The organism is Pseudomonas guineae, from assembly GCF_900113745.1.
Classification (GTDB): Bacteria; Pseudomonadota; Gammaproteobacteria; order Pseudomonadales; family Pseudomonadaceae; genus Aquipseudomonas; species Aquipseudomonas guineae.
In genome coordinates, this window is sequence record NZ_FOQL01000001.1 from 1,940,118 (window position 1) to 1,959,744 (window position 19,627).

21 protein-coding genes are annotated in these 19,627 nt (G+C 60.1%); 16 read left to right on the forward strand and 5 right to left on the reverse strand.

Going from position 1 to position 19,627, the window contains the following annotated elements; genetic code table 11:
• Positions 1-24: 24 nt before the first annotated feature.
• The 8 genes from BMZ32_RS08790 (at position 25) to rsd (ending at position 7,350) form a co-directional block, all read left to right on the forward strand.
• Positions 25-1,107 (forward strand): sensor histidine kinase, encoded by a 1,083-nt coding sequence (locus BMZ32_RS08790; RefSeq protein ID WP_090241399.1) that lies wholly within the window; start codon positions 25-27, stop codon positions 1,105-1,107.
• On the forward strand, positions 1,104-1,850 hold the full coding sequence (locus tag BMZ32_RS08795) for a LytR/AlgR family response regulator transcription factor (protein ID WP_090241400.1): 747 nt from the start codon (positions 1,104-1,106) through the stop codon (positions 1,848-1,850). The genes BMZ32_RS08790 and BMZ32_RS08795 overlap by 4 nt, the downstream gene beginning before the upstream one ends.
• A gap of 90 nt (positions 1,851-1,940) precedes the next feature.
• Positions 1,941-2,879 (forward strand): hydroxymethylbilane synthase, encoded by a 939-nt coding sequence (gene hemC / locus BMZ32_RS08800; protein ID WP_090241401.1) that lies wholly within the window; start codon positions 1,941-1,943, stop codon positions 2,877-2,879.
• Positions 2,876-3,649, forward strand: coding sequence for a uroporphyrinogen-III synthase (locus tag BMZ32_RS08805; RefSeq protein ID WP_090241402.1), 774 nt, complete (start codon positions 2,876-2,878; stop codon positions 3,647-3,649). Before hemC ends, BMZ32_RS08805 begins: the two co-directional genes overlap by 4 nt.
• A 16-nt stretch (positions 3,650-3,665) precedes the next feature.
• Positions 3,666-4,874, forward strand: a complete 1,209-nt coding sequence (locus BMZ32_RS08810; protein WP_425272857.1) for a uroporphyrinogen-III C-methyltransferase — start codon at positions 3,666-3,668, stop codon at positions 4,872-4,874.
• On the forward strand, positions 4,871-6,121 hold the full coding sequence (locus tag BMZ32_RS08815; protein ID WP_090241403.1) for a heme biosynthesis HemY N-terminal domain-containing protein: 1,251 nt from the start codon (positions 4,871-4,873) through the stop codon (positions 6,119-6,121). The genes BMZ32_RS08810 and BMZ32_RS08815 overlap by 4 nt, the downstream gene beginning before the upstream one ends.
• Positions 6,122-6,144: 23 nt before the next feature.
• Complete coding sequence (locus BMZ32_RS08820; protein WP_208598689.1) at positions 6,145-6,687, forward strand: DUF3833 domain-containing protein; 543 nt, start codon at positions 6,145-6,147, stop codon at positions 6,685-6,687.
• Between the two features lie 195 nt (positions 6,688-6,882).
• Entirely contained in the window at positions 6,883-7,350 is a 468-nt protein-coding gene (gene rsd, locus BMZ32_RS08825; RefSeq protein WP_090241405.1) for a sigma D regulator, read from the forward strand.
• Positions 7,351-7,362: 12 nt separating this feature from the next.
• On the opposite strand, the gene BMZ32_RS08830 is transcribed toward rsd, so the two are convergent.
• On the reverse strand, positions 7,363-8,007 hold the full coding sequence (locus BMZ32_RS08830; RefSeq protein ID WP_090241407.1) for an FKBP-type peptidyl-prolyl cis-trans isomerase: 645 nt from the start codon (positions 8,005-8,007) through the stop codon (positions 7,363-7,365).
• Between the two features lie 124 nt (positions 8,008-8,131).
• Between BMZ32_RS08830 and BMZ32_RS08835 the strand changes: the two genes are divergently transcribed.
• Positions 8,132-8,992, forward strand: a complete 861-nt coding sequence (locus BMZ32_RS08835; RefSeq protein WP_090241408.1) for an AlgP family protein — start codon at positions 8,132-8,134, stop codon at positions 8,990-8,992.
• On the opposite strand, the gene BMZ32_RS08840 is transcribed toward BMZ32_RS08835, so the two are convergent.
• Complete coding sequence (locus tag BMZ32_RS08840) at positions 8,989-9,453, reverse strand: TIGR02444 family protein (RefSeq protein WP_090241410.1); 465 nt, start codon at positions 9,451-9,453, stop codon at positions 8,989-8,991. The two genes, BMZ32_RS08835 and BMZ32_RS08840, sit on opposite strands and share 4 nt — an antisense overlap.
• A 50-nt stretch (positions 9,454-9,503) precedes the next feature.
• On the opposite strand from BMZ32_RS08840, the gene BMZ32_RS08845 reads away from it, so the two are divergent.
• From BMZ32_RS08845 to rhtB, 4 genes are all read left to right on the forward strand, one after another.
• On the forward strand, positions 9,504-11,414 hold the full coding sequence (locus tag BMZ32_RS08845; protein ID WP_090241411.1) for an ATP-binding cassette domain-containing protein: 1,911 nt from the start codon (positions 9,504-9,506) through the stop codon (positions 11,412-11,414).
• Between the two features lie 29 nt (positions 11,415-11,443).
• Complete coding sequence (locus BMZ32_RS08850; protein WP_244153949.1) at positions 11,444-11,998, forward strand: mechanosensitive ion channel domain-containing protein; 555 nt, start codon at positions 11,444-11,446, stop codon at positions 11,996-11,998.
• Positions 11,999-12,003: 5 nt separating this feature from the next.
• Positions 12,004-12,768, forward strand: a complete 765-nt coding sequence (locus BMZ32_RS08855; RefSeq protein WP_090241412.1) for a TerC family protein — start codon at positions 12,004-12,006, stop codon at positions 12,766-12,768.
• A gap of 85 nt (positions 12,769-12,853) precedes the next feature.
• Positions 12,854-13,483, forward strand: a complete 630-nt coding sequence (rhtB, locus tag BMZ32_RS08860) for a homoserine/homoserine lactone efflux protein (protein WP_090241413.1) — start codon at positions 12,854-12,856, stop codon at positions 13,481-13,483.
• 12 nt (positions 13,484-13,495) lie between these two features.
• Here the strand turns inward: rhtB and BMZ32_RS08865 are convergent, their stop codons facing one another.
• On the reverse strand, positions 13,496-14,269 hold the full coding sequence (locus BMZ32_RS08865) for an SDR family NAD(P)-dependent oxidoreductase (protein WP_090241415.1): 774 nt from the start codon (positions 14,267-14,269) through the stop codon (positions 13,496-13,498).
• Between the two features lie 122 nt (positions 14,270-14,391).
• Here BMZ32_RS08865 and BMZ32_RS08870 point away from each other — a divergent pair, with 122 nt between their 5' ends.
• On the forward strand, positions 14,392-16,281 hold the full coding sequence (locus BMZ32_RS08870; RefSeq protein WP_090241416.1) for a cytochrome c/FTR1 family iron permease: 1,890 nt from the start codon (positions 14,392-14,394) through the stop codon (positions 16,279-16,281).
• 64 nt (positions 16,282-16,345) lie between these two features.
• Positions 16,346-16,801 carry a YaiI/YqxD family protein gene (locus tag BMZ32_RS08875; protein ID WP_090241630.1) on the forward strand — a complete coding sequence of 152 codons (456 nt, stop codon included), beginning with the start codon at positions 16,346-16,348 and terminating at the stop codon, positions 16,799-16,801.
• A gap of 3 nt (positions 16,802-16,804) precedes the next feature.
• Here the strand turns inward: BMZ32_RS08875 and BMZ32_RS08880 are convergent, their stop codons facing one another.
• Together BMZ32_RS08880 and elbB are read right to left on the reverse strand one after the other, a co-directional pair.
• Complete coding sequence (locus BMZ32_RS08880) at positions 16,805-17,275, reverse strand: thioesterase family protein (protein WP_090241418.1); 471 nt, start codon at positions 17,273-17,275, stop codon at positions 16,805-16,807.
• 137 nt (positions 17,276-17,412) lie between these two features.
• On the reverse strand, positions 17,413-18,075 hold the full coding sequence (gene elbB, locus BMZ32_RS08885; RefSeq protein ID WP_090241419.1) for an isoprenoid biosynthesis glyoxalase ElbB: 663 nt from the start codon (positions 18,073-18,075) through the stop codon (positions 17,413-17,415).
• 232 nt (positions 18,076-18,307) lie between these two features.
• Here elbB and BMZ32_RS08890 point away from each other — a divergent pair, with 232 nt between their 5' ends.
• The gene (locus BMZ32_RS08890) at positions 18,308-19,543 is read left to right on the forward strand and encodes a sterol desaturase family protein (protein WP_090241631.1); all 1,236 of its coding nucleotides are present in this window, start codon (positions 18,308-18,310) and stop codon (positions 19,541-19,543) included.
• Positions 19,544-19,627: the final 84 nt, after the last annotated feature.

Sequence of the window (19,627 nt, forward strand, 5' to 3'; positions counted from 1 at the left end):
GCGGCCCGCGCGGAAACTGCGCCGATGAAAATAAAAAGTTTGTTATCAGAAAAGCCATCACCCACGGTCGATGACTTCTTCGTTCCTGAGCTGTGCGAGCCAGAAGCCTTGTTAAGCATGGTGCTGCTGGCCGAGTTGCTGGTGCTGGTTCTGGTGCTCTCCGAGCCGATGCTGCCGGGCTTCGACTGGGTGCGCCTGGCGCTGACCTCGCTGTTTGTGCAATGGATCGTGTTGCTCTCGGCCGCCGTGCTGTGCCGTTTGCGCTCGTTGATGGCGCGCATGCGAGCAGCAACGGCGGGTACTTTGTGCTGCGCCATTGTGGTCGCCCTGACCTTGAGCTGTACTGCCGTCGCCGATTATTACGAGCTGGGCGGGCCGCTACCGCGTATTGGCGAGGTCAACCTGTACCTGCGCCATGCCTTGATCAGCTTGATCATGTCGGCGCTGCTGTTACGTTACTTCTACCTGCAAAGCCAATGGCGCAAGCAGGAACAGGCGGAATTGCGCGCACGCATTGAGTCGCTGCAGGCGCGTATCCGGCCGCACTTTCTGTTCAATAGCTTGAACAGCATCGCCAGCTTGGTGGTTGTCGATCCGTACAAGGCCGAACAGGCGGTGCTCGACCTGTCTGATCTGTTCCGTGCCAGCCTGGCCAAGCCCGGCAGTCTGGTGCCTTGGCGTGAAGAGCTGGAGCTGGCGCAACGATATTTATCGATTGAGCGCTATCGGCTCGGCGAGCGTCTACAGTTGCAATGGGAGGTTGCTGGTGTGCCGGACGATCTGCCGATTCCACAACTGACGCTGCAGCCCTTACTGGAAAACGCCTTGATCTACGGCATTGCGCCGCGCATCGAAGGCGGCTTGGTGCAGATCGAGGCGAGTTATCACGAGGGGGTATTCCAGTTGTGCGTGAGCAATCCATATGAGCAGCTAGGCGAGCAGCCGCCATCGCGCGGTACGCATCAAGGGCTAAGCAACATCGATGCGCGGCTGGTGGCACTTTTCGGCCCGCGGGCCAGTCTTAGTGTAGAGCGTCGTGATGGTCGCCACTTCACGTGTCTACGCTATCCTTGTGTGAGACCCAAGCAGGAAGCCCGTGCATTATGAATGTCCTGATTGTCGATGACGAACCTCTGGCCCGTGAGCGCCTAAGCCGAATGGTTGGCGAGCTGGAGGGCTATCGCGTGCTTGAACCCTCAGCCTGCAACGGCGAGGAGGCCCTGAGCCTGATCGACAGCCTGAGGCCGGATGTGGTGCTGTTAGACATCCGCATGCCAGGTCTGGATGGTCTGCAAGTGGCGGCTAGGCTGTGTGAGCGTGAAGCGCCGCCGGCAGTGATTTTCTGCACCGCCCATGACGAATTTGCCCTAGAAGCTTTTCAGGTCAGTGCGGTGGGCTATCTGGTCAAGCCGGTGCGTGCGGAAAGCCTTAGTGAAGCCCTGAAAAAAGCAGAGCGGCCCAACCGCGTTCAGCTGGCAGCTCTAACCCGGCCGGCTGTGGATAGCAGCGGCGACCCGCGCAGTCATATCAGTGCACGGACGCGCAAAGGCATTGAGCTGATACCGCTGGATCAGGTGATCTACTTTATTGCCGATCATAAGTACGTGACCCTGCGCCACGCCGGCGGCGAAGTGCTGTTGGACGAACCGCTGAAGGCGCTGGAAGACGAGTTCGGTGATCGCTTTGTGCGTATTCATCGCAATGCCCTGGTGGCACGTGAGCGTATTGAGCGGCTGCAGCGCACGCCGCTCGGGCATTTTCAGCTGTTTCTCAAGGGCATGAACGAAGAGGCGCTGATCGTCAGCCGCCGGCATGTGGCAGGGGTGCGCAAATTGATGCATAACCTCTAATTGGCATCCGTAGCCCGGATAGCGCCGGGTGCAGGCCTGATCTGGGCTAGCCTGTTATGATCAACGGCAGTTTGTTTTCTGGAATTGCCCATGTCTCGTGAAATCCGCATCGCCACCCGTAAGAGTGCCCTGGCCCTGTGGCAGGCCGAACACGTTAAAGCCCGTCTGGAGCAGGCGCACCCTGGCCTCAAGGTCAGCCTGGTGCCCATGGTCAGCCGTGGCGATAAGCTGCTCGACGCGCCGCTGGCGAAGATCGGCGGCAAGGGCCTGTTTGTTAAAGAGTTGGAAACCGCGCTGCTGGAGGACCAGGCCGACATCGCCGTGCATTCGATGAAAGATGTACCGATGGACTTCCCCGAAGGCCTTGGGCTGTTCTGCATCTGCGAGCGGGAAGACCCGCGTGATGCCTTTGTCTCCAACACCTATGCCAGTCTCGATGCGTTGCCGCCCGGCAGCGTAGTCGGCACCTCTAGCCTGCGTCGGCAGGCGCAGTTGCTGGCGCGTCGCCCGGATCTGAAAATCCAGTTCCTGCGCGGCAACGTCAACACCCGCTTGGCCAAACTGGATGCCGGTGATTACGACGCTATTATTCTCGCCGCCGCTGGCTTGATTCGCCTTGGTTTTGAGAGCCGCATCCGCGACTCGATCAGCGCCGAAGACAGCCTGCCCGCCGGTGGCCAGGGCGCTGTGGGCATCGAGTGCCGCAGTGCCGACAGCGAGATCCATGCCCTGCTAGCACCTTTGCATCACCGTGACACGGCCTTGCGGGTGACAGCTGAGCGCGCACTGAATAAACACCTGAATGGCGGCTGCCAAGTGCCGATTGCTTGCTACGCGGTGCTGGAGGGTGAGCAGTTGTGGCTGCGTGGCCTGGTCGGCCAGCCGGATGGCTCGCAACTGCTGCGCGCTGAGCAGCGTGGCAGTAGCGCAGCTGCCGAGCAGCTGGGCGTGCAGGTGGCTGAGGCCCTGCTGGCTCAAGGCGCAGCCGCTATTCTACAAGCCGTATACAGCGGGGCGGATAGCGAGTGAACGGCTGGCGTTTGCTGCTGACGCGGCCGACCCAAGAGTCCGCCGCGCTCGCCGCAACCTTGGCCCAGCAGGGCATTTACAGCAGTAGTTTGCCGCTGCTGGCCATCGAGGCCCTGAGTGAGAGCGCCGAGCAGCGTGCCACGCTTGCCGGCCTGAGTCGCTACTGCGCGGTGATTGTGGTGAGCAAGCCGGCGGCACGCCTGGGCCTCGATCTGCTTGGGCGCTGCCAATTATCCGTACCTGCCGAGCAGCCTTGGTTCAGCGTGGGTGCCGCCACGGGGCAGATTCTTCGTGAGCATGGCCTGCAGGTGCATTACCCCGAACTGGTTGATGATAGCGAGGGGTTGCTCGCCCTGGCGCCGTTTCAGCAAGCGCTGGCGGCGGTCGCTAAGCCGCAAGTACTTATTTTACGTGGCGAGGGTGGCCGCGAGTTCATGGCCGAGCGCTTGCGCGACCAAGGCGTGCAGGTGGATTATCTATCCCTGTATCGACGGGTGCTGCCGGCTTACCCGCCAGCAGCGCTGGTCAAGCGGGTTGAGGCTGAACGCCTGAATGCGCTGGTGGTCAGCAGTGGGCAGGGCTTCGTGTATTTGCGTGAGTTGGCCGCCGAGGCCTGGACGCAGCTGGCCCTGCTACCCTTATTTGTACCCAGCCCGCGAGTCGCCGAAATGGCCCGTGCAGCAGGTGCGCAATTTGTTGTGGATTGTCGTGGCGCGAGTGCTGCGGCGTTGCTGGCAGCGTTGCAAGCGCAACCTACCCCTGATCTCTGACGCAAAGGATGGATACGTGAGCGAAGCAACTACTTCGAAAGATCAAGCCCCGCAAGAGCATGAACAGGCTCTGGCGGATGCCGCCACGGACATACCGGTCACGCCTGCACCCACCGCGAATGAGCCGCCCGCGCGGGGAAGCGGCTTGGCGCTGTTGGCATTGCTGATTGCAGTGGCAGGTGCTGGAGCTGGGGGCTGGGGGCTGTGGCAGTTACACGGGATGGATGCCCGCGAAAAGCAGCAGCTGAGCCAGTTGCAGGCGGCGCGAAACGAAGCGCAGAGTGCGGCGCAGAATCTGACACAGGTTGGTCGGACACTGGAATCGCGTATGGATCAACTGCCCAGTGTCGATGAACTGGAGTCTCGTCATCGCCTGCTGACGCAACTGCAGAGTGGTCAGCAGTTACTCAATCAGCGTTTGGAAACCGTATTAGGGGCCAGCCGCCAGGATTGGCGATTGGCCGAGGCTGAGCACCTGCTGCGTTTGGCCAGCTTGCGACTGTCTGCGTTGCAGGACATCAACAGCGCCACCGCACTGGTGCAGGCTGCCGATGAAATCCTCCGGGAGCAGGATGATCCGGCCGCATTTGCTGCACGTGAGCAGCTGGCCAAGAGCCTGCAGGCATTGCGCTCGACCCATAACCCCGATCGTACCGGGTTATTCCTCCAGCTCGGCGCGTTGCGTGAACAAGCGGCGCAACTCAACGCCCAGGCTCCGGTTTTTAGTGCTGAAGGTGGCGTGCTGAGCGAGCTGGCGGCTGGCGATGGCGCGGTTGAGCCGACATGGTGGCAGCGTGGCTTGCAGACCTTGTCGGAGTATTTCCGTATCGATTTCAATGCCGATCGCAATATCCGACCTATGCTGGCCGGTCAGAGTCTGAGCCAAGTACGCCTTGCCCTCAGCCTGGCGCTGGAGCAGGCGCAGTGGGGTGCGCTGCATGGCCAGAGCGACGTCTACCGACAAGCGTTACAGCAGGCGCGCGAGGTGCTAGATGCACACTTCAACTCGGACAACCCCAACAGCCGTGCCCTGCGTGTGCGCATTGATGAGCTGGTCGAGCAGCCGATTGCGGTAACGCCGCCAGATCTCAGTCTGACGCTGAATGCGGTTCAGGCTTACATCCAGGCTAAACAAACGGCGCGCAGCCAGCAAAAGGTTGACGCTGAGCCAGCCACTGAGGCACCTGACGATGTCGAGGCTGCATTGCCGGAGGCGCTGCAATGAAGCGTATTTACTGGTTGCTGCTGATTCTGGTGCTGGTTGCCGGCGTCGCCAGCTGGATGTTCTTTGGTCTGCCGCTGGCCGAGCACAAGGGCTATGTACTCATCGCTTTCCAGGGTTTCCGTTACGAATCCAGTGTGTGGGCTTTTGTCGCCGCCCTGCTGGTGCTTTGGTTGCTGGTCTACCTGTTGCGGCTGAGTCTGCGGCTGCTGGTGGCGTCTGGCGGTCTGCTCAACCCCTGGTCACGCTTACACAGCCGTCGCCGTGTGCGTCTGGCGTCCGAGCAGGGCTTTCTTGAGCTGGCCGAAGGTCGCTGGGCGCGTGCTCTGCGTCATCTGAAGCAGGCGGCAGATAGCTCGCCGCAGCCATTGAGTTATTACCTTGGGGCCGCCCGTGCGGCGCACCAATTAGGTCAATACGAGGACTGCGATGGTTTGCTCGAGCAAGCCCTTGATCGTCAGCCGCAAGCGGAGCTGGCGATTGCGTTGTTACACGCCGAGTTACAGCAGGCGCGGGGCCAGAGCGAAGCTGCACTGGAGACGTTACAGGTCATGCGCGCGCGCCATCCGCACCATCATCTGGTGTTGCGACAGTTACAGCAGCTCTATCTACAGACCGAAGATTGGTCTGCCTTGCTCGGGCTGTTACCGGATCTACAAAAGGAAAAATCCCTGGGTAATGCCGAGCTGAGTGAGTTGGAGCGCCAAGCCTGGCGTGGGCGCTTGTTGCAGGCTGGGCAGCCGGTAGGCGGCGATGCGCAGGCTGCTCTCGTGCTGCTGCAACAGGCCTGGCAAGCCATGTCGGGCGCACAACATAAGCAGCCCGAACTGGTCGCGGTGTATGCCGAACAACTGCGCCAACTGGGTGCCGAGGCTGAGGCGGAAGAGTTGCTGCGGCCTTTCCTCAAACAGCATTACGACATAGCCTTGGTGCGTCTCTACGGCTTGCTGCGTGGGCGTGATCTAAGCCGGCAGTTGCAGGCGGCCGAAGGCTGGTTGAAGCAGCATCCCGAGGATGCCGGTCTGCTGCTGACGTTGGGTCGGCTGTGCCTGCATAGCCAGCTATGGGGCAAGGCCCAGGACTACCTGGAAAGCAGCCTAACTTTCCAGCGTCATCCGGAAACCTGTACTGAGCTGGCACGTCTGCAAGCGCAACTGGGTGATCTGGAACGCAGTAACAGCCTGTATCAGGAAGGTCTGATCCTGCTCGATTCACGTTTGTGCACGCCGGCTTTACCGGCAACGACTTGAACTAATCGTTTTTCGAGGTGCTTATGCGAGCCTTGTTGATGTGTTGTCTAGCGGGGCTGCTGCTCGGTTGCGCTGGCCCTCAGGTAGACGACTACGTCCGCGAGCAGCCCCGCTTGGAGCTGAAAGATTACTTCAGCGGTGAGCTGCAGGCCTGGGGCATGTTTCAGAACCGTTCTGGGGTGGTGGTTAAGCGTTTCCACGTCGCCATGACCGGTACCTGGCAAGGCGACGTTGGTGTGCTCGATGAGCGCTTCACCTACAGCGATGGCAGCACCGAGCGCCGCGTCTGGACCCTGAAAAAACAAGTTGATGGGAGCTGGCGTGGCACTGCTGATGATGTCGTGGGCGAGGCGATCGGTCACGTTGCTGGTAACGCCCTAAACTGGCGCTACCAGCTGCGTCTGAAGGTCGACGACTCAACCTATGTCGTTGATTTTGATGACTGGATGTACCTGATGGATGGTCGGGTCATGCTTAATCGGGCGCACATGTCCAAGTGGGGCATTGATCTTGGTCAGGTCACTTTGAGCTTTTATAAGCCTGTTTTGACTGAGGCGGCTGAGTAATTGCCGATTAAACGCTTGTATGAAATTATCTCCGCAGCTGCCTTGAAGGCTCAGGCCTGCCGGAATAGTCTGGTTTGCAGTACCGCCGGAAAGTTGCCGTTTCACGGCTGTCTTCCCCGACCTTGTACCAGCTGACAAAAAACTGTCTCGGTGCAGGCGAACAACACTAATAGCAATAGGGAAGTAGAGGTCATCATGCTCGAGAGTTGTCAGAACGCCCAGGAGCGCTGGGGTGGGGTCCACCTGCTGATTGACCGCTGGCTACAAGAGCGTAAGGAGCTGGTGGAGGCATTTGCGGCACTCAACGTTTCAGCACAAGCACCGAGTGCCGCTGCCCTGCAGCAATTCTGTGAAATCCTTGTCGACTATGTGTCGGCTGGTCACTTTGAGGTCTATGAGCAGTTGACCAGCGAGGCTAAAGCATTTGGTGATCAGCGTGGGCTTGAGCTGGCCAAGCAGATTTACCCGCGCATTGAGGTGATTACCGAAGTGGCGCTGGCGTTCAATGATCGCTGCGACACGGGTGACTGCAATGATTCGGCTTCGTTACTGGATGAGTTAAATCGCTTGGGCCAATTGCTGCACGAGCGTTTCGAGCTGGAGGATTGCCTGATTGAAGTCCTCCACAACGCCCATCAGGAACAGGCTGCGCCTGCGCTGTGACAGGTTGACCCGTTACTCCTTGGTGTCGAGCAATTCCAGCTCGAACACCAGGGGTGAGTAGGGCGGAATCAAATCCCCCGCACCGTCCTCGCCATACGCCTGAGCCGACGGAATTACCAAGCGCCATTGCGCGCCTACCGGCATATTCTGTACTGCGCTGCGCCATCCTGCGATCACGCTGTCTAGGCGAAACCACTGCGCTGCCTGAGTTTCGTCGAACTGACTGCCATCGGCTAAGAAACCTATATAGCGCACCTGAATGCGGTCTGCTAGTCCCGGCGTGCGACCGCTGCCGGCGCGCAGTTCCTGCATTAGCACGCCATCCTGCAGCACGCGCATACCGGCTTTGGCTTTCTCTCTGGCGAGAAAGCGCTGCTCCGCGTCTTTAGCTTTCTCGAATCGTTCTGGTGCATTTACGAGCTGCGCTTCATGCTCGGCCAGCAGGCTTTCGATACGTGCGGCATTCAGCGCCAACGGCTCACGATGGTAAGCCTGACGCAGGCCATCGAGCAGGGCTTGCAGCTCCAGATCAGGCACTTCGTCGCGCAGCCGCTCTCCGAGCTTTACGCCCAGGCTGTAGGCTAGGTCATGCGCGTGTTCATGCGCCTGAGCGACGGGTGCGAGTAAACAGAGCAATAGTAGGGTGAAGCGTGGCATGAGCGTTCTCCGGCCAAAGGGATGCCGATTATGCCAGTCAGGCCCACGCGTCGACGCGTGAGGTGGCAAGGCGGGTAAAAGGAGGTCTAGTATGACGCCATCTTCACCCGCCAGGAGGCGCGTCATGTCGGCTAAAAAGAACGCAAAGAAGAACTCAGTGAGTACCCCACTGCACTTGTTGCAGCAGCTTTCCAGTAGCCTGCTTGAGCATCTTGAGGACGCTTGCACGCGTGCCTTGGTTGATGCCGAGAAGTTGCTCGCCAAACTGGAAAAGCAGCGAGGTAAAGCTCAGGAAAAGCTGCATAAAGCGCGCAGCAAAATGCAGGACTCAGCAGTCGCCGGCAAAGCCAAGGCTCAGGCGAAAGCTAAAGAAGCGGTGGCAGAGCTGGAGCAGATGCTTGATATCCTCAAAGACCGTCAGAGCGAAACGCGCACCTATATCGCCGGGCTTAAGCGTGATGCTCAGGAAAGCTTGAAGCTGGCCCAGGGTGTCGGTAAGGTCAAAGAAGCAGTAAACAAGGCGCTGGACAGCCGTTTGGCCAAGTCTGCTGCCGCCAAAACGGCTGTTAAGCCCGCGTCGGCCAAGCCGGCAGCTAAGGCGGCAACAGCGTTGACCAAGGCACCCGCAAAAGCACCCGCCAAAACTGTTGCAAAAGCGCCTGCCAAGGCCGTCAGTAACGCGCTAGCAGCAGCGAAACCTGCGACCAAGGCTGCACCAACCAACAGTGCTAAGCCTGTCGCCCGCAAGCCGGCTGTGCAGCCTGCTACTAAGGCTGCCGCCAAACCTGCTGTGAAGAAGGCTGCAGCGGTTAAGCCCGCCAGTAAGGCGGTGGTTAAACCGGCTGCAAAACCTGCAGCAAAACCCGCTGTGAAAAAGCCTGCGACTAAACCGGCTGCCGCTAAGCCTGCCACTGCCAGCGCTCCGGCTGCCGAAGTTGCTGCGCCTGCTGGCAGCAATGGCAGCACCCTGCCAAGCGCTGTTTAAACGCTGAGTTGTGCCGCTGCGATGCGCAGCGTTTGCAAGGCGTCGCGGCTGCCACACTCAGGCGCGAGGCTTTGCAGCCAGTCTGGCTGTGCGCTGGCCTGGCGGCTTAGCCAGGGTTGAGCGCACGCCGCCAAGCGCTCTAGCAGTTGGCGCTCTGCATCCAGTTCCAGTTTTTTGACCTGCTCACGTAACGTCGCTAGCGCCGGGTCGCCCTGTGTGGCCTCACGCCAGCTTTGGCGCAAATTGCGCAACGGCAGGACCACCTGCTGTTGCCAAGGTTGCGCCAGGTTACGCAGCGCCGCGACGCGTTCTTCGTTGCAGGCAATCTGTCGAGCGTCCAGCCAGGTTGCGCAGAGCAGCAGGCATACATCAGCGCCTTGCGTCTGTAATAGCAGGCTCGCGTCCTCGACGGACGGTTGTTGATAAAGCGTTTCGGCGAATCGCCACAGGTCAGGGTGCATGGTGCTTTCCGGGTTTCTCAAAAAGGACTCTGGTAGACTCCGCCGCCATTATGATCCGACTCCAGAACCTGACTTTACAGCGTGGCCCTCAGCGTCTGCTAGAAGATGCCGAGATGACCCTGCACCCCGGCCACAAAGCCGGCCTGATCGGCGCCAATGGCGCCGGCAAATCCAGCCTGTTTGCCCTGTTTCGTGGCGAGCTGAGTGCGGACGCGGGCGATTGCCTGATTCCCGCTGACTGGCGCGTGGCCCACATGCGCCAGGAGATCGACGCAGTCGAACGCCAAGCGGTGGACTACGTGCTCGATGGCGACGTGCACTTACGCCGGGTGCAAGCCGACTTGGCCGTCGCCGAAGCCGCCCATGACGGCACGGCGGTGGCACGCTTGCACACCGAGCTGGATACCCTTGACGGTTACAGCGCCGATGCGCGGGCGCGCAAGCTGCTCGCGGGGCTTGGCTTTGACAGCGCGCAGATGGATCGTCGTGTCGGCGACTTCTCCGGTGGCTGGCGTATGCGCCTGAACCTGGCGCAGGCGTTGATGTGCCCGTCTGAGCTGTTGCTGCTCGACGAGCCAACTAACCACCTCGATCTCGATGCGATCCTCTGGCTGGAAGGCTGGCTGAAAAGTTACCCCGGCACCTTGCTGCTGATCTCCCACGATCGCGACTTTCTCGATGCGGTAGTCGACCACGTGGCTCACCTCGATCAGCAAAAGCTGACCCTGTATCGCGGCGGCTATTCGGCGTTTGAGCGCACCCGTGCCGAGCGCCTAGCGCAGCAGCAGCAAGCGTATGACAAGCAGCAAGTGCAGCGCGCGCACATGGAAAAGTACATCGCGCGCTTCAAAGCCCAGGCCACCAAGGCACGTCAGGCGCAGAGCCGGATCAAGGCGTTGGAACGGATGGAGGAACTGTCTGCCGCGCATGTCGACTCGCCCTTTGACTTCAGCTTCCGCGAAGCTGACAAGATATCCAGCCCGCTGCTGGACCTGAGCGAGGGGCGCTTGGGCTACGGTGATAAGGTGGTGCTGGAGAAGGTTAAATTGAATCTGGCCCCCGGCGCGCGCATTGGTTTGCTCGGGCCGAATGGTGCGGGTAAGTCGACTCTAATCAAGAATCTGTCGAATGAGCTGCAGCCGATCGGCGGTCGCCTGCAGCGCGGTGAGAACCTGGTGGTTGGTTACTTTGCCCAGCATCAACTTGATGCGTTGGATGACAAAGCCAGCCCGCTATTGCACTTCCAGCGCCTGGCTCCTACCGAGCGCGAACAAGTTTTGCGTGACTTCCTCGGTGGTTTCGACTTCCGCGGTCCGCGTTGTGATGAGCCGGTGCTGAACTTTTCTGGCGGAGAAAAAGCCCGTCTGGCGCTGGCGTTGATCGCCTGGGGCAAACCTAACCTGCTGCTGCTCGACGAACCCACCAACCACCTCGACCTAGAAATGCGTCTGGCGCTGACCATGGCCTTGCAGGAGTTCAGTGGCGCAGTGGTGGTGGTCTCCCACGACCGGCATTTGCTGAAAAGCACCACCGATGAGTTCTTGCTGGTTGCCGATGGTCAGGTACAACCGTTCGACGGTGACTTGGAAGACTACGCCCGCTGGCTGGTGGATTACCGCACGCGGCAGGCGCCAACCAGTGGTGGCGAAAGCAACCCGGATAAAGCTGACAAGCGTGTGCAGCGCCAGGCTGCCGCCGCCCTGCGCCAGCAATTGGCCCCGCATAAGCGCGAAGCCGATAAGTTGGAAAAAGAGCTGGGGCAACTGCATACCAAGCTCGCTACCGTAGAGGCTCGCCTGGGTAGCAGCGAGATTTACGAGGCTGCACAAAAAGACCAGCTTCGCGAGGCATTGGCCGAACAGGCCACGCTGAAAAGCCGCGAAGCTGATCTGGAGGAGCGTTGGATGGTGGCGCTGGAAACCCTCGAAGCCTTACAGGCTGAGCTGGAGGCCGCCAGTTGAGCATCACCCTGCCGACGTTGGAATGGCTGATGGCCTGGCGCGAACCGCTGCTGAGGACCGGGCAGATTATTCTGATTGTGCTGCTGGCTTGGCTGGTTCAGCGCATTTTTACCCGCGGCATCACCCGCCTGGGTAACCGTTATCCGCAGCTACCGGCCGAATTACTGATGCCACTGCGCGGCTTGCTGCGTTGGCTGATTCTCGGTAGCGCGTTCATGCTGGTGCTGGAGCGTTTGGGCGTCTCCGCTCAGGTGCTGTGGACCGCGCTGACGGGGTTTGCCGCCGTGGCTGCGATCGCCTTTTTCGCGATCTGGAGCGTGTTGTCTAACATGTTCTGCGCGTTGTTGATTTTTGCCATGGGGCCGTTTCGCATCGGCGATTGCGTTGAAGTACTGGAAAGTGCTGATAAGCACGGTGTGCGTGGGCGCGTGATGGCGATCAACCTGTTCTACACCACCCTGGAAGACCTCAGTGGCGATGCACCCGGAGCCTGGGTGCAGATCCCCAACAGCCTGTTTTTCCAAAAAGCCGTGCGCCGCTGGCGTAATGGTCAACTCCCTCCTGAGCGTACCCACGAGATTTGATTCCTATGGAATGGCTGAGCAACCCTGAAATTTGGGTCGCGTTTCTGACCCTGACTGCCCTTGAGATTGTCCTCGGCATCGACAACATCATCTTTATCTCGATCCTGGTCAGCCGTCTGCCCAAGCATCAACAACCCAAGGCACGCTTCTTCGGCTTGGCGCTGGCCATGGGCACGCGGATTCTGCTGCTGTTGTCGATCAGCTGGGTGATGCGCCTGACCACCGATCTGTTCCATGTCATGGGCGAGGGGTTCTCCGGGCGTGATCTGATTCTGTTCTTCGGCGGCCTATTCCTCTTGTTCAAGAGCACCAGCGAGATCTACCACAGCCTCGAAGGTGAGGAAGACGGCCAGGCGGTCGGTGGCAAGACCTACGGCTTTATGGGCATCATCGTGCAGATTGCCATTATCGATATCATCTTCTCTCTGGACTCGGTGATTACCGCCGTCGGGCTGGTCGATAACGTACCGGTGATGGTGGCGGCTATCGTGATTTCGGTGATCGTGATGATGCTTTCGGCGGGCACTATCAGCGACTTTATCGACAAGCACCCGAGCCTGAAAATGCTCGCGCTGTCGTTCCTGATCGTGGTCGGTACCGTATTGATCGCCGAAGCCTTCGACGTGCATGTGCCGAAGGGCTACGTTTACTTCGCCATGGCGTTCTCGCTGGCGGTGGAAGCCATCAATATCCGCATGCGCACAGCCCGCGCCCGTGCGCGCAAAGAAGAACTAGAGCCCGTGCAGCTGCGCAAAGATATGCCGGACTGATGCGCCTACTAGGCCAGTAATACAACTAGGGGTAGGCTTCGGCCTGCCCTTTTTTCTGCGCTGCTGTTCATTGGAGATTGATGCCATGGCCCTCGAAACCTGGCTAGCATTCCTTGTTGCCTGTTGGATAATCAGCCTGTCGCCCGGTGCCGGGGCAATTGCCTCGATGTCTGCGGGCCTGCAATACGGCTTTCTGCGCGGTTACTGGAATGCGCTGGGTTTGCAGTTGGGGCTGGCGCTACAGATTGCCATTGTGGCGGCTGGCGTTGGCGCTATTTTGGCCGCCTCGGAGCTGGCCTTTAGCCTGATCAAGTGGTTTGGCGTGCTGTACCTGATCTACCTCGGTTATCGCCAATGGCAGGCATTACCCAGCGATATGACGGCGCAAACCGAACGGCCCATCGGCCGACCACTGACCTTGGTGCTGCGCGGCTTTCTGGTCAACTTCAGCAACCCCAAGGCGATTGTCTTTATGCTCGCGGTGTTGCCGCAGTTCCTCAATCCGCAGGCGCCGCTGCTGATGCAGTACCTGGTAATGGGGGTGACCATGATCTGCGTCGACCTGATTGTTATGGCCGGCTACACCGGCTTGGCCGCACGGGTATTGGGTGCGCTGCGTTCGCACCGGCAGCAACGGGTAATGAACCGTACTTTCGGTGCATTGTTCATCGGTGCTGCGGCGTTGTTGGCCAGTGTGCGCCGCGCGCCTGTTTAGTTGCCGCTCAAGCTACCAAGGGATTGGCTGTCCATCCCAGCCCCAGAACGTGCCGGTTTGTTCCGGGCCGTGCCGTTCAACTTGTGTCAGCAGACATTCGGCCGCGTAGCCGGGGCTGAACAACTGTGCGGCCGGTACATTGCCCTGAAAGGGTTTCGACAGCTCAGTATCGGTGGTGCCGGGGTGCAGGCTGAGTACGCAGCTGTTGGGGTTTAGCCGGCTGAGCTCGATGCTGGCGGTATGCAGCAATTGGTTTAGCGCCGCCTTGCTGGCGCGGTAGCTATACCAGCCACCCAGGCGGTTGTCACCAATCGAGCCTACCCGCGCCGAGAGAGCCGCCACCGTGCAAGGATGCTGGCCGCGTAACAGCGGCAGCAGGTGCTTAAGCAGCAAGATTGGCGCGAAGCTGTTGACTTGAAAGGTGGCCAGTAACCCTTGCAGGTTGAGCTGAGCCAGGCCTTTTTCTGCCTTGGCTGCGCCTTGTTGCAGAACCCCGACCGTGCACAGCAGCAGGTGAATGCGGGGGATCGCCGCGCGCAATTGGCTGCTCAGCTCTGTCAGCGCCTGTTCATCGCACACGTCCACGTCCAGGCAATGTAAGCGCTGGCCGTGCCGTGCGGCCAGCGCTTGCAGCTCGGGTGCCTGGCTGGCTTGGCGGGCGATGGCCCAGACCCCGGCGATATCCTTGCGGGCTAACAGCTGCTCGGTCAGTGCCAGGCCAATGCCCCGGCTGGCGCCACACACCACGGCATAAGCCGGCTCTTCCAGGCGTTGCGAAAAACTCATCAGGTGACTCCTGCGGTATTGCGACTATCTGTCGCGGGCAATGGTCGATCAAAGGTTGAGGAAAATCATTGAGAGGATGACAATGAAATCGTCATTCATTCGTATTTGGGATCTGCTCCTATATGACTTCCGTATTGCGTTACTTCAGTTGGTTGCTGCTGCCTGTGCTGGCGCTGTGCAGCCTGACTGTCATGGCCGAGCCCATTGAGGGCGCGGCGCAAGCCCTGCATCTGTTCGGCTATCTGGGGGCTGACTACCCGGCCACTGTAGCCAATGGTCAGGTTATCGACTCCGGCGAATACCGCGAACAACTGGAGTTTCTCACTGTACTGCAAGGCTTGGTCGTTGCGCTGCCGGCGCGACCTGAGCAAGCCCAATTGCAGCAAGGTGTCGCCAGCCTGCGCCACGGTATCGAGCAACGAGTAGACGGTGCCGAGGTCTCGCAGCTGGCGCGTCAGCTGGCCGCGACGCTGGCAACCGCCTATGAAGTCAGCCAGGTCCCGGCCATCACCCCGGACCCCAGCCGTGGCGCGCCGTTGTTCGCCCAGCATTGCAGCGTCTGTCATGGCGACAGCGGGGCGGGCGATGGGCCTGCGGGGATAGGCCTGGAGCCGCCGCCGGCCAATTTGCGCGACTTGGCGCGGCTGAATCGACTGAGCTTGTATGACTTGTTCAATACCATCGGCCTGGGCATCGATGGCACCGACATGGCGGCCTATGCCGATCAGCTGGATGATCGTCAGCGCTGGGATCTGGCCAGCTACATTGCCGGCTTTAGCGCTACGTCCACTGATCAGGGTGAACCCTTCAGCTTGGCGATGCTGTCCGGTATGACGCCGGCTGAAGTTATCACTGAGCAAGGCGAGGCGGCTGCTACAAGGTTCCGCGCCCAGCGTGCTCAGCCGCCGGCGCAGCAACGCGGCCCGCAGCAGTTGATTGGGCATACGCAGGCGATGCTTGAGCGCAGCCTAGGTGCATACCGCGCTGGCGATCATGAGCAGGCCTATGACCTCTCTGTAGCGGCCTACCTGGAAGGCTTTGAGCTGGTTGAAGGGGCGCTGAACAATCTCGACCCGGTGCAGCGTAAGACTACCGAGCGTGCGCTGATGGCCTATCGGCAGGCACTGCAGGATGGTTTATCGGTGCCTCAGGCCGCGCAGCGTTTAGAGCAGGCTAAGACTGAGTTGGTAGCCTCCGCAGCGTTGCTCGACAGCGACGGCATGTCGGGTTCACTGAGCTTCTTCTCCAGCCTGTTGATTTTGCTACGCGAAGGCCTTGAAGCGATTCTGGTGCTGGCGGCGATTCTCGCGTTCTTGCGCAATACCGGCCAGCAGCAAGCGGTACGCAGTGTGCATCTGGGCTGGGGCTTGGCTTTGCTGGCGGGAATTGGCACTTGGGCGCTAGCGGCGTATCTGATTGACGTCAGCGGTGCTCAGCGCGAAGTGCTTGAAGGGCTGACTGCGCTATTTGCCAGCGTCATGGTGCTTTGGCTTGGTGTGTGGATGCATGACCGCCGGCATGCCGCGGCTTGGCAGGATTACATCAAGAACAGCTTGGTCGGCGGTGGTGGTCGCTTCGGTTTCGCCGTGTTGGCGTTCTTCTCGGTCTATCGCGAGCTGTTCGAAGTCATCCTGTTCTACGAAACCCTCTGGCTGCAGGCCGGCCCGCAAGGCCATGGTATGGTCTTGGCTGGCGCGGCAGCGGCTTTGGTGCTGCTGCTCGGGCTGGCTTGGGTGATCCTGCGGGGCTCACGCAAGCTGCCTTTAGCGACCTTCTTTGGTGCTAACGCGGTGTTGCTCTGTGCGCTGTCGGTGGTGTTTGCCGGGCATGGTATTGCCGCGCTGCAGGAGGCTGGGGTTCTTGGCACGCGGCCGGTGGCGTTCTTTGAGTTCGATTGGTTAGGCGTGCATGCCGATGCTTACGGCCTCTCGGCCCAAGCGGCGGCATTGGCGGCGATTATCTTGTTTTACGGCCGCAGTTGGCTGAATGAGCGCCGGCGCTTAGCCGTCTAAGGGCCCAGGTGTTGCCGGCATGGCTTACCATGCCGGCTTTAGTGCCTACGGAGAATGCTGCGCCATGCGAGTCTGGATTGATGCCGATGCCTGCCCCAAAGCGGCGAAGGAACAGGTGGTGAAGTTCGCTTTAAAGCGGGGGTTCGACGTGCTACTGGTGGCTGGTCAAGCGCAAATCAAGCCAGCTTACAGCTGCGTGCGTTTGATCGTGGTGCCTAGTGGCCCGGATGCGGCCGATGATTACTTGGTTGAGCACGCACAACCCGGCGAACTGGTGATTTGCAGCGACGTGCCACTGGCAGGTCGCCTGGTGAAAAAGGCCGTGTCGGTGCTTGACCCCCGTGGCCGCGAGTTTGACGAGCGCAACATGGGCGACAAGCTGGCGGTGCGCAACCTGTTTACCGAACTGCGCGAGGCGGGCCAGGTCGGCGGCGGCCAGCCGCCCTATGGTGAACGCGACAAGCAGGCGTTTGCCAACAGCCTGGATCGAATCCTTACGCGCCTGCAGCGACAGGCCTGAGGCTTAGCCGCAGAGGTAGGTACCGGTGCCAACCGCCACCAGAGTGCCGTCATCGCTGTGCAGCTCGCTGCGTACCACGGCCACCTTGTTACCGCTGCGCAGCAGCACGGCGCTTGCGGTAAAGCGTTGGCCGCGCCCGGGACGCAGGTAGTCGACGCGCAGGTCAATGGTGCCGAGCTTGGACAGCCGCGCCATGCGCTCGGCGCTGGACAGGTGTTGGTGTTTATCGAAAGCACCGATCAGCGCCATGGCCCCGCCGGCCACATCCAGCAGGGAGGAAATGACGCCGCCATGCAGAATGCCATGCATGAAGTTGCCGATCAGTTCGGGCTTCATCGGCAGGTGCATGGTCACGCGTTGAGTGCTCAGTTCATCCAGTTCAATGCCGAGCATCTGGTTAAAGGGGATGCGCTGGAAAAAGCTGCTGACCGCTTGTTGTAACTCGTCAGTCAGCTCGAAAGGGGGTTGGCTCATGGTGATCGTATCTGGGCGGAGGGGTGATCAACCTGCCGTACTGCGATCGATCTGGCCAGTGGCGCGGCCGGAGTACCGCGCGCATTGGCATGATTGACGTGCTATGGACCTGATTTAGCGCTGCTCAGGCCTGATTCTCAGGCATGGTGGCTGAGCTCCAGCACTCGATCCACCAGCTTGTTGATTCCCGAGGCGGCTTCACTGATCGACTGGGCAAGCATATAGGCCGGGGTGCTCACCAGCTTGCGCTCACTGTCTTCGACCAGCTCGCTGACCTCGCATTCGTGGTGCTGCGCACCCATTTGGGTCATGGCAGCAACGGTGTCATGGTCGTTGCCGATGGTACAGATCACCCCCGTGCCGAAGATTTTTGCCGCCAGCGCGGGGGCAATGCACATCAGCCCGACCGGCTTGCCGGCTTTGACGAAGGCTTGGGTGGCGCTCAGAACATCCGGCTGCACAGTGCAGTTGGCGCCGCTGATGGCGAAGTCAGAGAGGTTTTTCGCCACGCCGAAACCGCCCGGCATGATCAGCGCATCGAAGTCGCCAACATGCAGTTCCTTGACGTCCTTGATCTTGCCGCGGGCGATCCGCGCCGACTCCACCAACACGTTGCGGGTTTCGTCCATTTCATCACCGCTGTAGTGGTCGACCACGTGTAGCTGCGCAACGTTGGGAGCGAAACACTGCACCGCCGCGCCGCGCTGATCGAGACGCAGCAGGGTGATCACGCTTTCATGGATTTCCGCGCCGTCATAAACGCCACAGCCGGAAAGAATTACCGCGACTTTCTTGTTCATTAAGTTCTCCTGAGTTACCAGCTGTAACGGGTTGAGTTGTGCCCCTAGCGCCTGTTAACGCTGTAGGCCCGGCGCGCAGTCGAGCGCAAACAGGTTCTGGCTGTCGCCAAATGCTACCTAGGTTGGCATGGTATGCCGCTAGGGCAGGCGCCCTGCTGGGCTAGGCTTGATTAAGCAATCCTAGCCGTTAGCCGCGTGCAGCGATATGGCGTTTTATGCCACGGGTGAAACCATGAATTACATTCTGTATGCCATACCGTTTTTCCTTGCCCTGATCGGCTTGGAGCTGCTGCTCGACCGTTGGCGCGGGGTCAGTACGTATCGCTTCTCCGACACAATCAACAGCCTCAGCGCCGGAGTGCTGTCGACCACAGTCGGGCTGCTAACCAAAGCCGTGGGCCTGCTCACCTATACCTTGGCCTGGCAACAACTGGCGCTGTTTGAACTGTCAGCCAGCAGCCTGTGGATCTGGCTGTTTGCGTTTCTCATGTACGACTTTTGCTACTACTGGAATCACCGCCTGGGTCACGAGCGCAACGTGCTGTGGGCTGCGCATTCAGTGCACCACCAAAGCGAGGACTACAACCTCTCCACTGCACTGCGGCAAACCAGCACCGGGTTTATCTTTGGCTGGATCTTCTACCTGCCGATGGCCGTGGCTGGCGTGCCACCGCTGGTCTTCCTGACCGTGGCCGCGCTGAATCTGCTCTACCAGTTTTGGGTGCATACCCGGCATATCGCCAAGCTGGGCTGGTTTGAATGGCTGTTTATCACGCCGTCCAACCACCGTGTGCACCATGCGCAGAATGCTGTGTATATGGATCGCAATTACGGCGGTGTGTTCATTCTCTGGGACCGATTATTTGGCACCTTTCAGGAAGAACTGGATGACGAGCCGGTGATCTTTGGCGTGACCACGCCGCTGGCTAGTTGGAACCCGTTGTGGGCCAATGCGCAGTTCTATGTAGCGCTGTGGCGGGATGCGGTGCGTGCACAGTCCCGGTGGGACAAGCTGCGTATCTGGTTTATGCGCACCGGCTGGCGGCCGGCCGATGTGGCGGCCAAGTACCCGCAGAGCAAGGTCGACCTCAGCCAGTTCGTCAAATTCGATGTGCCGCTGAACCGGGCGCAGAAAGTTTATGCCGCTCTGCAGTTCAGTTTGTATGTCGTGGGCGGTACGTTGCTGATGGGCTTGGGTGCTGATTTGAGCCTGGCGCAGATGCTGTTAGGCGTGGCCTGGATGGCAGTGGGCCTGTTTGTCATCGGCATTTGGCTAGAGAACCGTCCCAGCGCCATACGCCTAGAAGTGTTGCGGCTGCTGTTGAACCCGCCGGCTCTCTGGTTGGCGCTGCAGCTGGGCTTGCTGCCGGCTCAGCCGCTGCTCTGGGCACTGCTGCTCGGTTACAGCCTGCTCAGCCTCGGCGCGCTCTTCTGGACGCCACGCGGGCAGGCTGCCTTGCCGGCTTAAGCGCGCGCTTGAAGCTCGGAGACTCGATCACAGTGGACCGGCACAGCCTGCGCCACCGTGATCCTTTAAGCTCCTCCACCCAGG

Coding starts and splice junctions, on each gene's coding strand:
- hemC (WP_090241401.1), top strand. CDS start 1,941: ATGTCTCGTGAAATCCGCATCGCCACCCGTAAGAGTGCCCTGGCCCTG.
- BMZ32_RS08875 (WP_090241630.1), top strand. CDS start 16,346: ATGCGAGTCTGGATTGATGCCGATGCCTGCCCCAAAGCGGCGAAGGAA.
- elbB (WP_090241419.1), bottom strand. CDS start 18,075: ATGAACAAGAAAGTCGCGGTAATTCTTTCCGGCTGTGGCGTTTATGAC.
- BMZ32_RS08855 (WP_090241412.1), top strand. CDS start 12,004: ATGGAATGGCTGAGCAACCCTGAAATTTGGGTCGCGTTTCTGACCCTG.
- rhtB (WP_090241413.1), top strand. CDS start 12,854: ATGGCCCTCGAAACCTGGCTAGCATTCCTTGTTGCCTGTTGGATAATC.
- BMZ32_RS08790 (WP_090241399.1), top strand. CDS start 25: ATGAAAATAAAAAGTTTGTTATCAGAAAAGCCATCACCCACGGTCGAT.
- BMZ32_RS08835 (WP_090241408.1), top strand. CDS start 8,132: ATGTCGGCTAAAAAGAACGCAAAGAAGAACTCAGTGAGTACCCCACTG.
- BMZ32_RS08865 (WP_090241415.1), bottom strand. CDS start 14,269: ATGAGTTTTTCGCAACGCCTGGAAGAGCCGGCTTATGCCGTGGTGTGT.
- BMZ32_RS08840 (WP_090241410.1), bottom strand. CDS start 9,453: ATGCACCCTGACCTGTGGCGATTCGCCGAAACGCTTTATCAACAACCG.
- rsd (WP_090241405.1), top strand. CDS start 6,883: ATGCTCGAGAGTTGTCAGAACGCCCAGGAGCGCTGGGGTGGGGTCCAC.
- BMZ32_RS08820 (WP_208598689.1), top strand. CDS start 6,145: ATGCGAGCCTTGTTGATGTGTTGTCTAGCGGGGCTGCTGCTCGGTTGC.
- BMZ32_RS08845 (WP_090241411.1), top strand. CDS start 9,504: ATGATCCGACTCCAGAACCTGACTTTACAGCGTGGCCCTCAGCGTCTG.
- BMZ32_RS08850 (WP_244153949.1), top strand. CDS start 11,444: ATGGCCTGGCGCGAACCGCTGCTGAGGACCGGGCAGATTATTCTGATT.
- BMZ32_RS08795 (WP_090241400.1), top strand. CDS start 1,104: ATGAATGTCCTGATTGTCGATGACGAACCTCTGGCCCGTGAGCGCCTA.
- BMZ32_RS08830 (WP_090241407.1), bottom strand. CDS start 8,007: ATGCCACGCTTCACCCTACTATTGCTCTGTTTACTCGCACCCGTCGCT.
- BMZ32_RS08880 (WP_090241418.1), bottom strand. CDS start 17,275: ATGAGCCAACCCCCTTTCGAGCTGACTGACGAGTTACAACAAGCGGTC.
- BMZ32_RS08815 (WP_090241403.1), top strand. CDS start 4,871: ATGAAGCGTATTTACTGGTTGCTGCTGATTCTGGTGCTGGTTGCCGGC.
- BMZ32_RS08870 (WP_090241416.1), top strand. CDS start 14,392: ATGACTTCCGTATTGCGTTACTTCAGTTGGTTGCTGCTGCCTGTGCTG.
- BMZ32_RS08890 (WP_090241631.1), top strand. CDS start 18,308: ATGAATTACATTCTGTATGCCATACCGTTTTTCCTTGCCCTGATCGGC.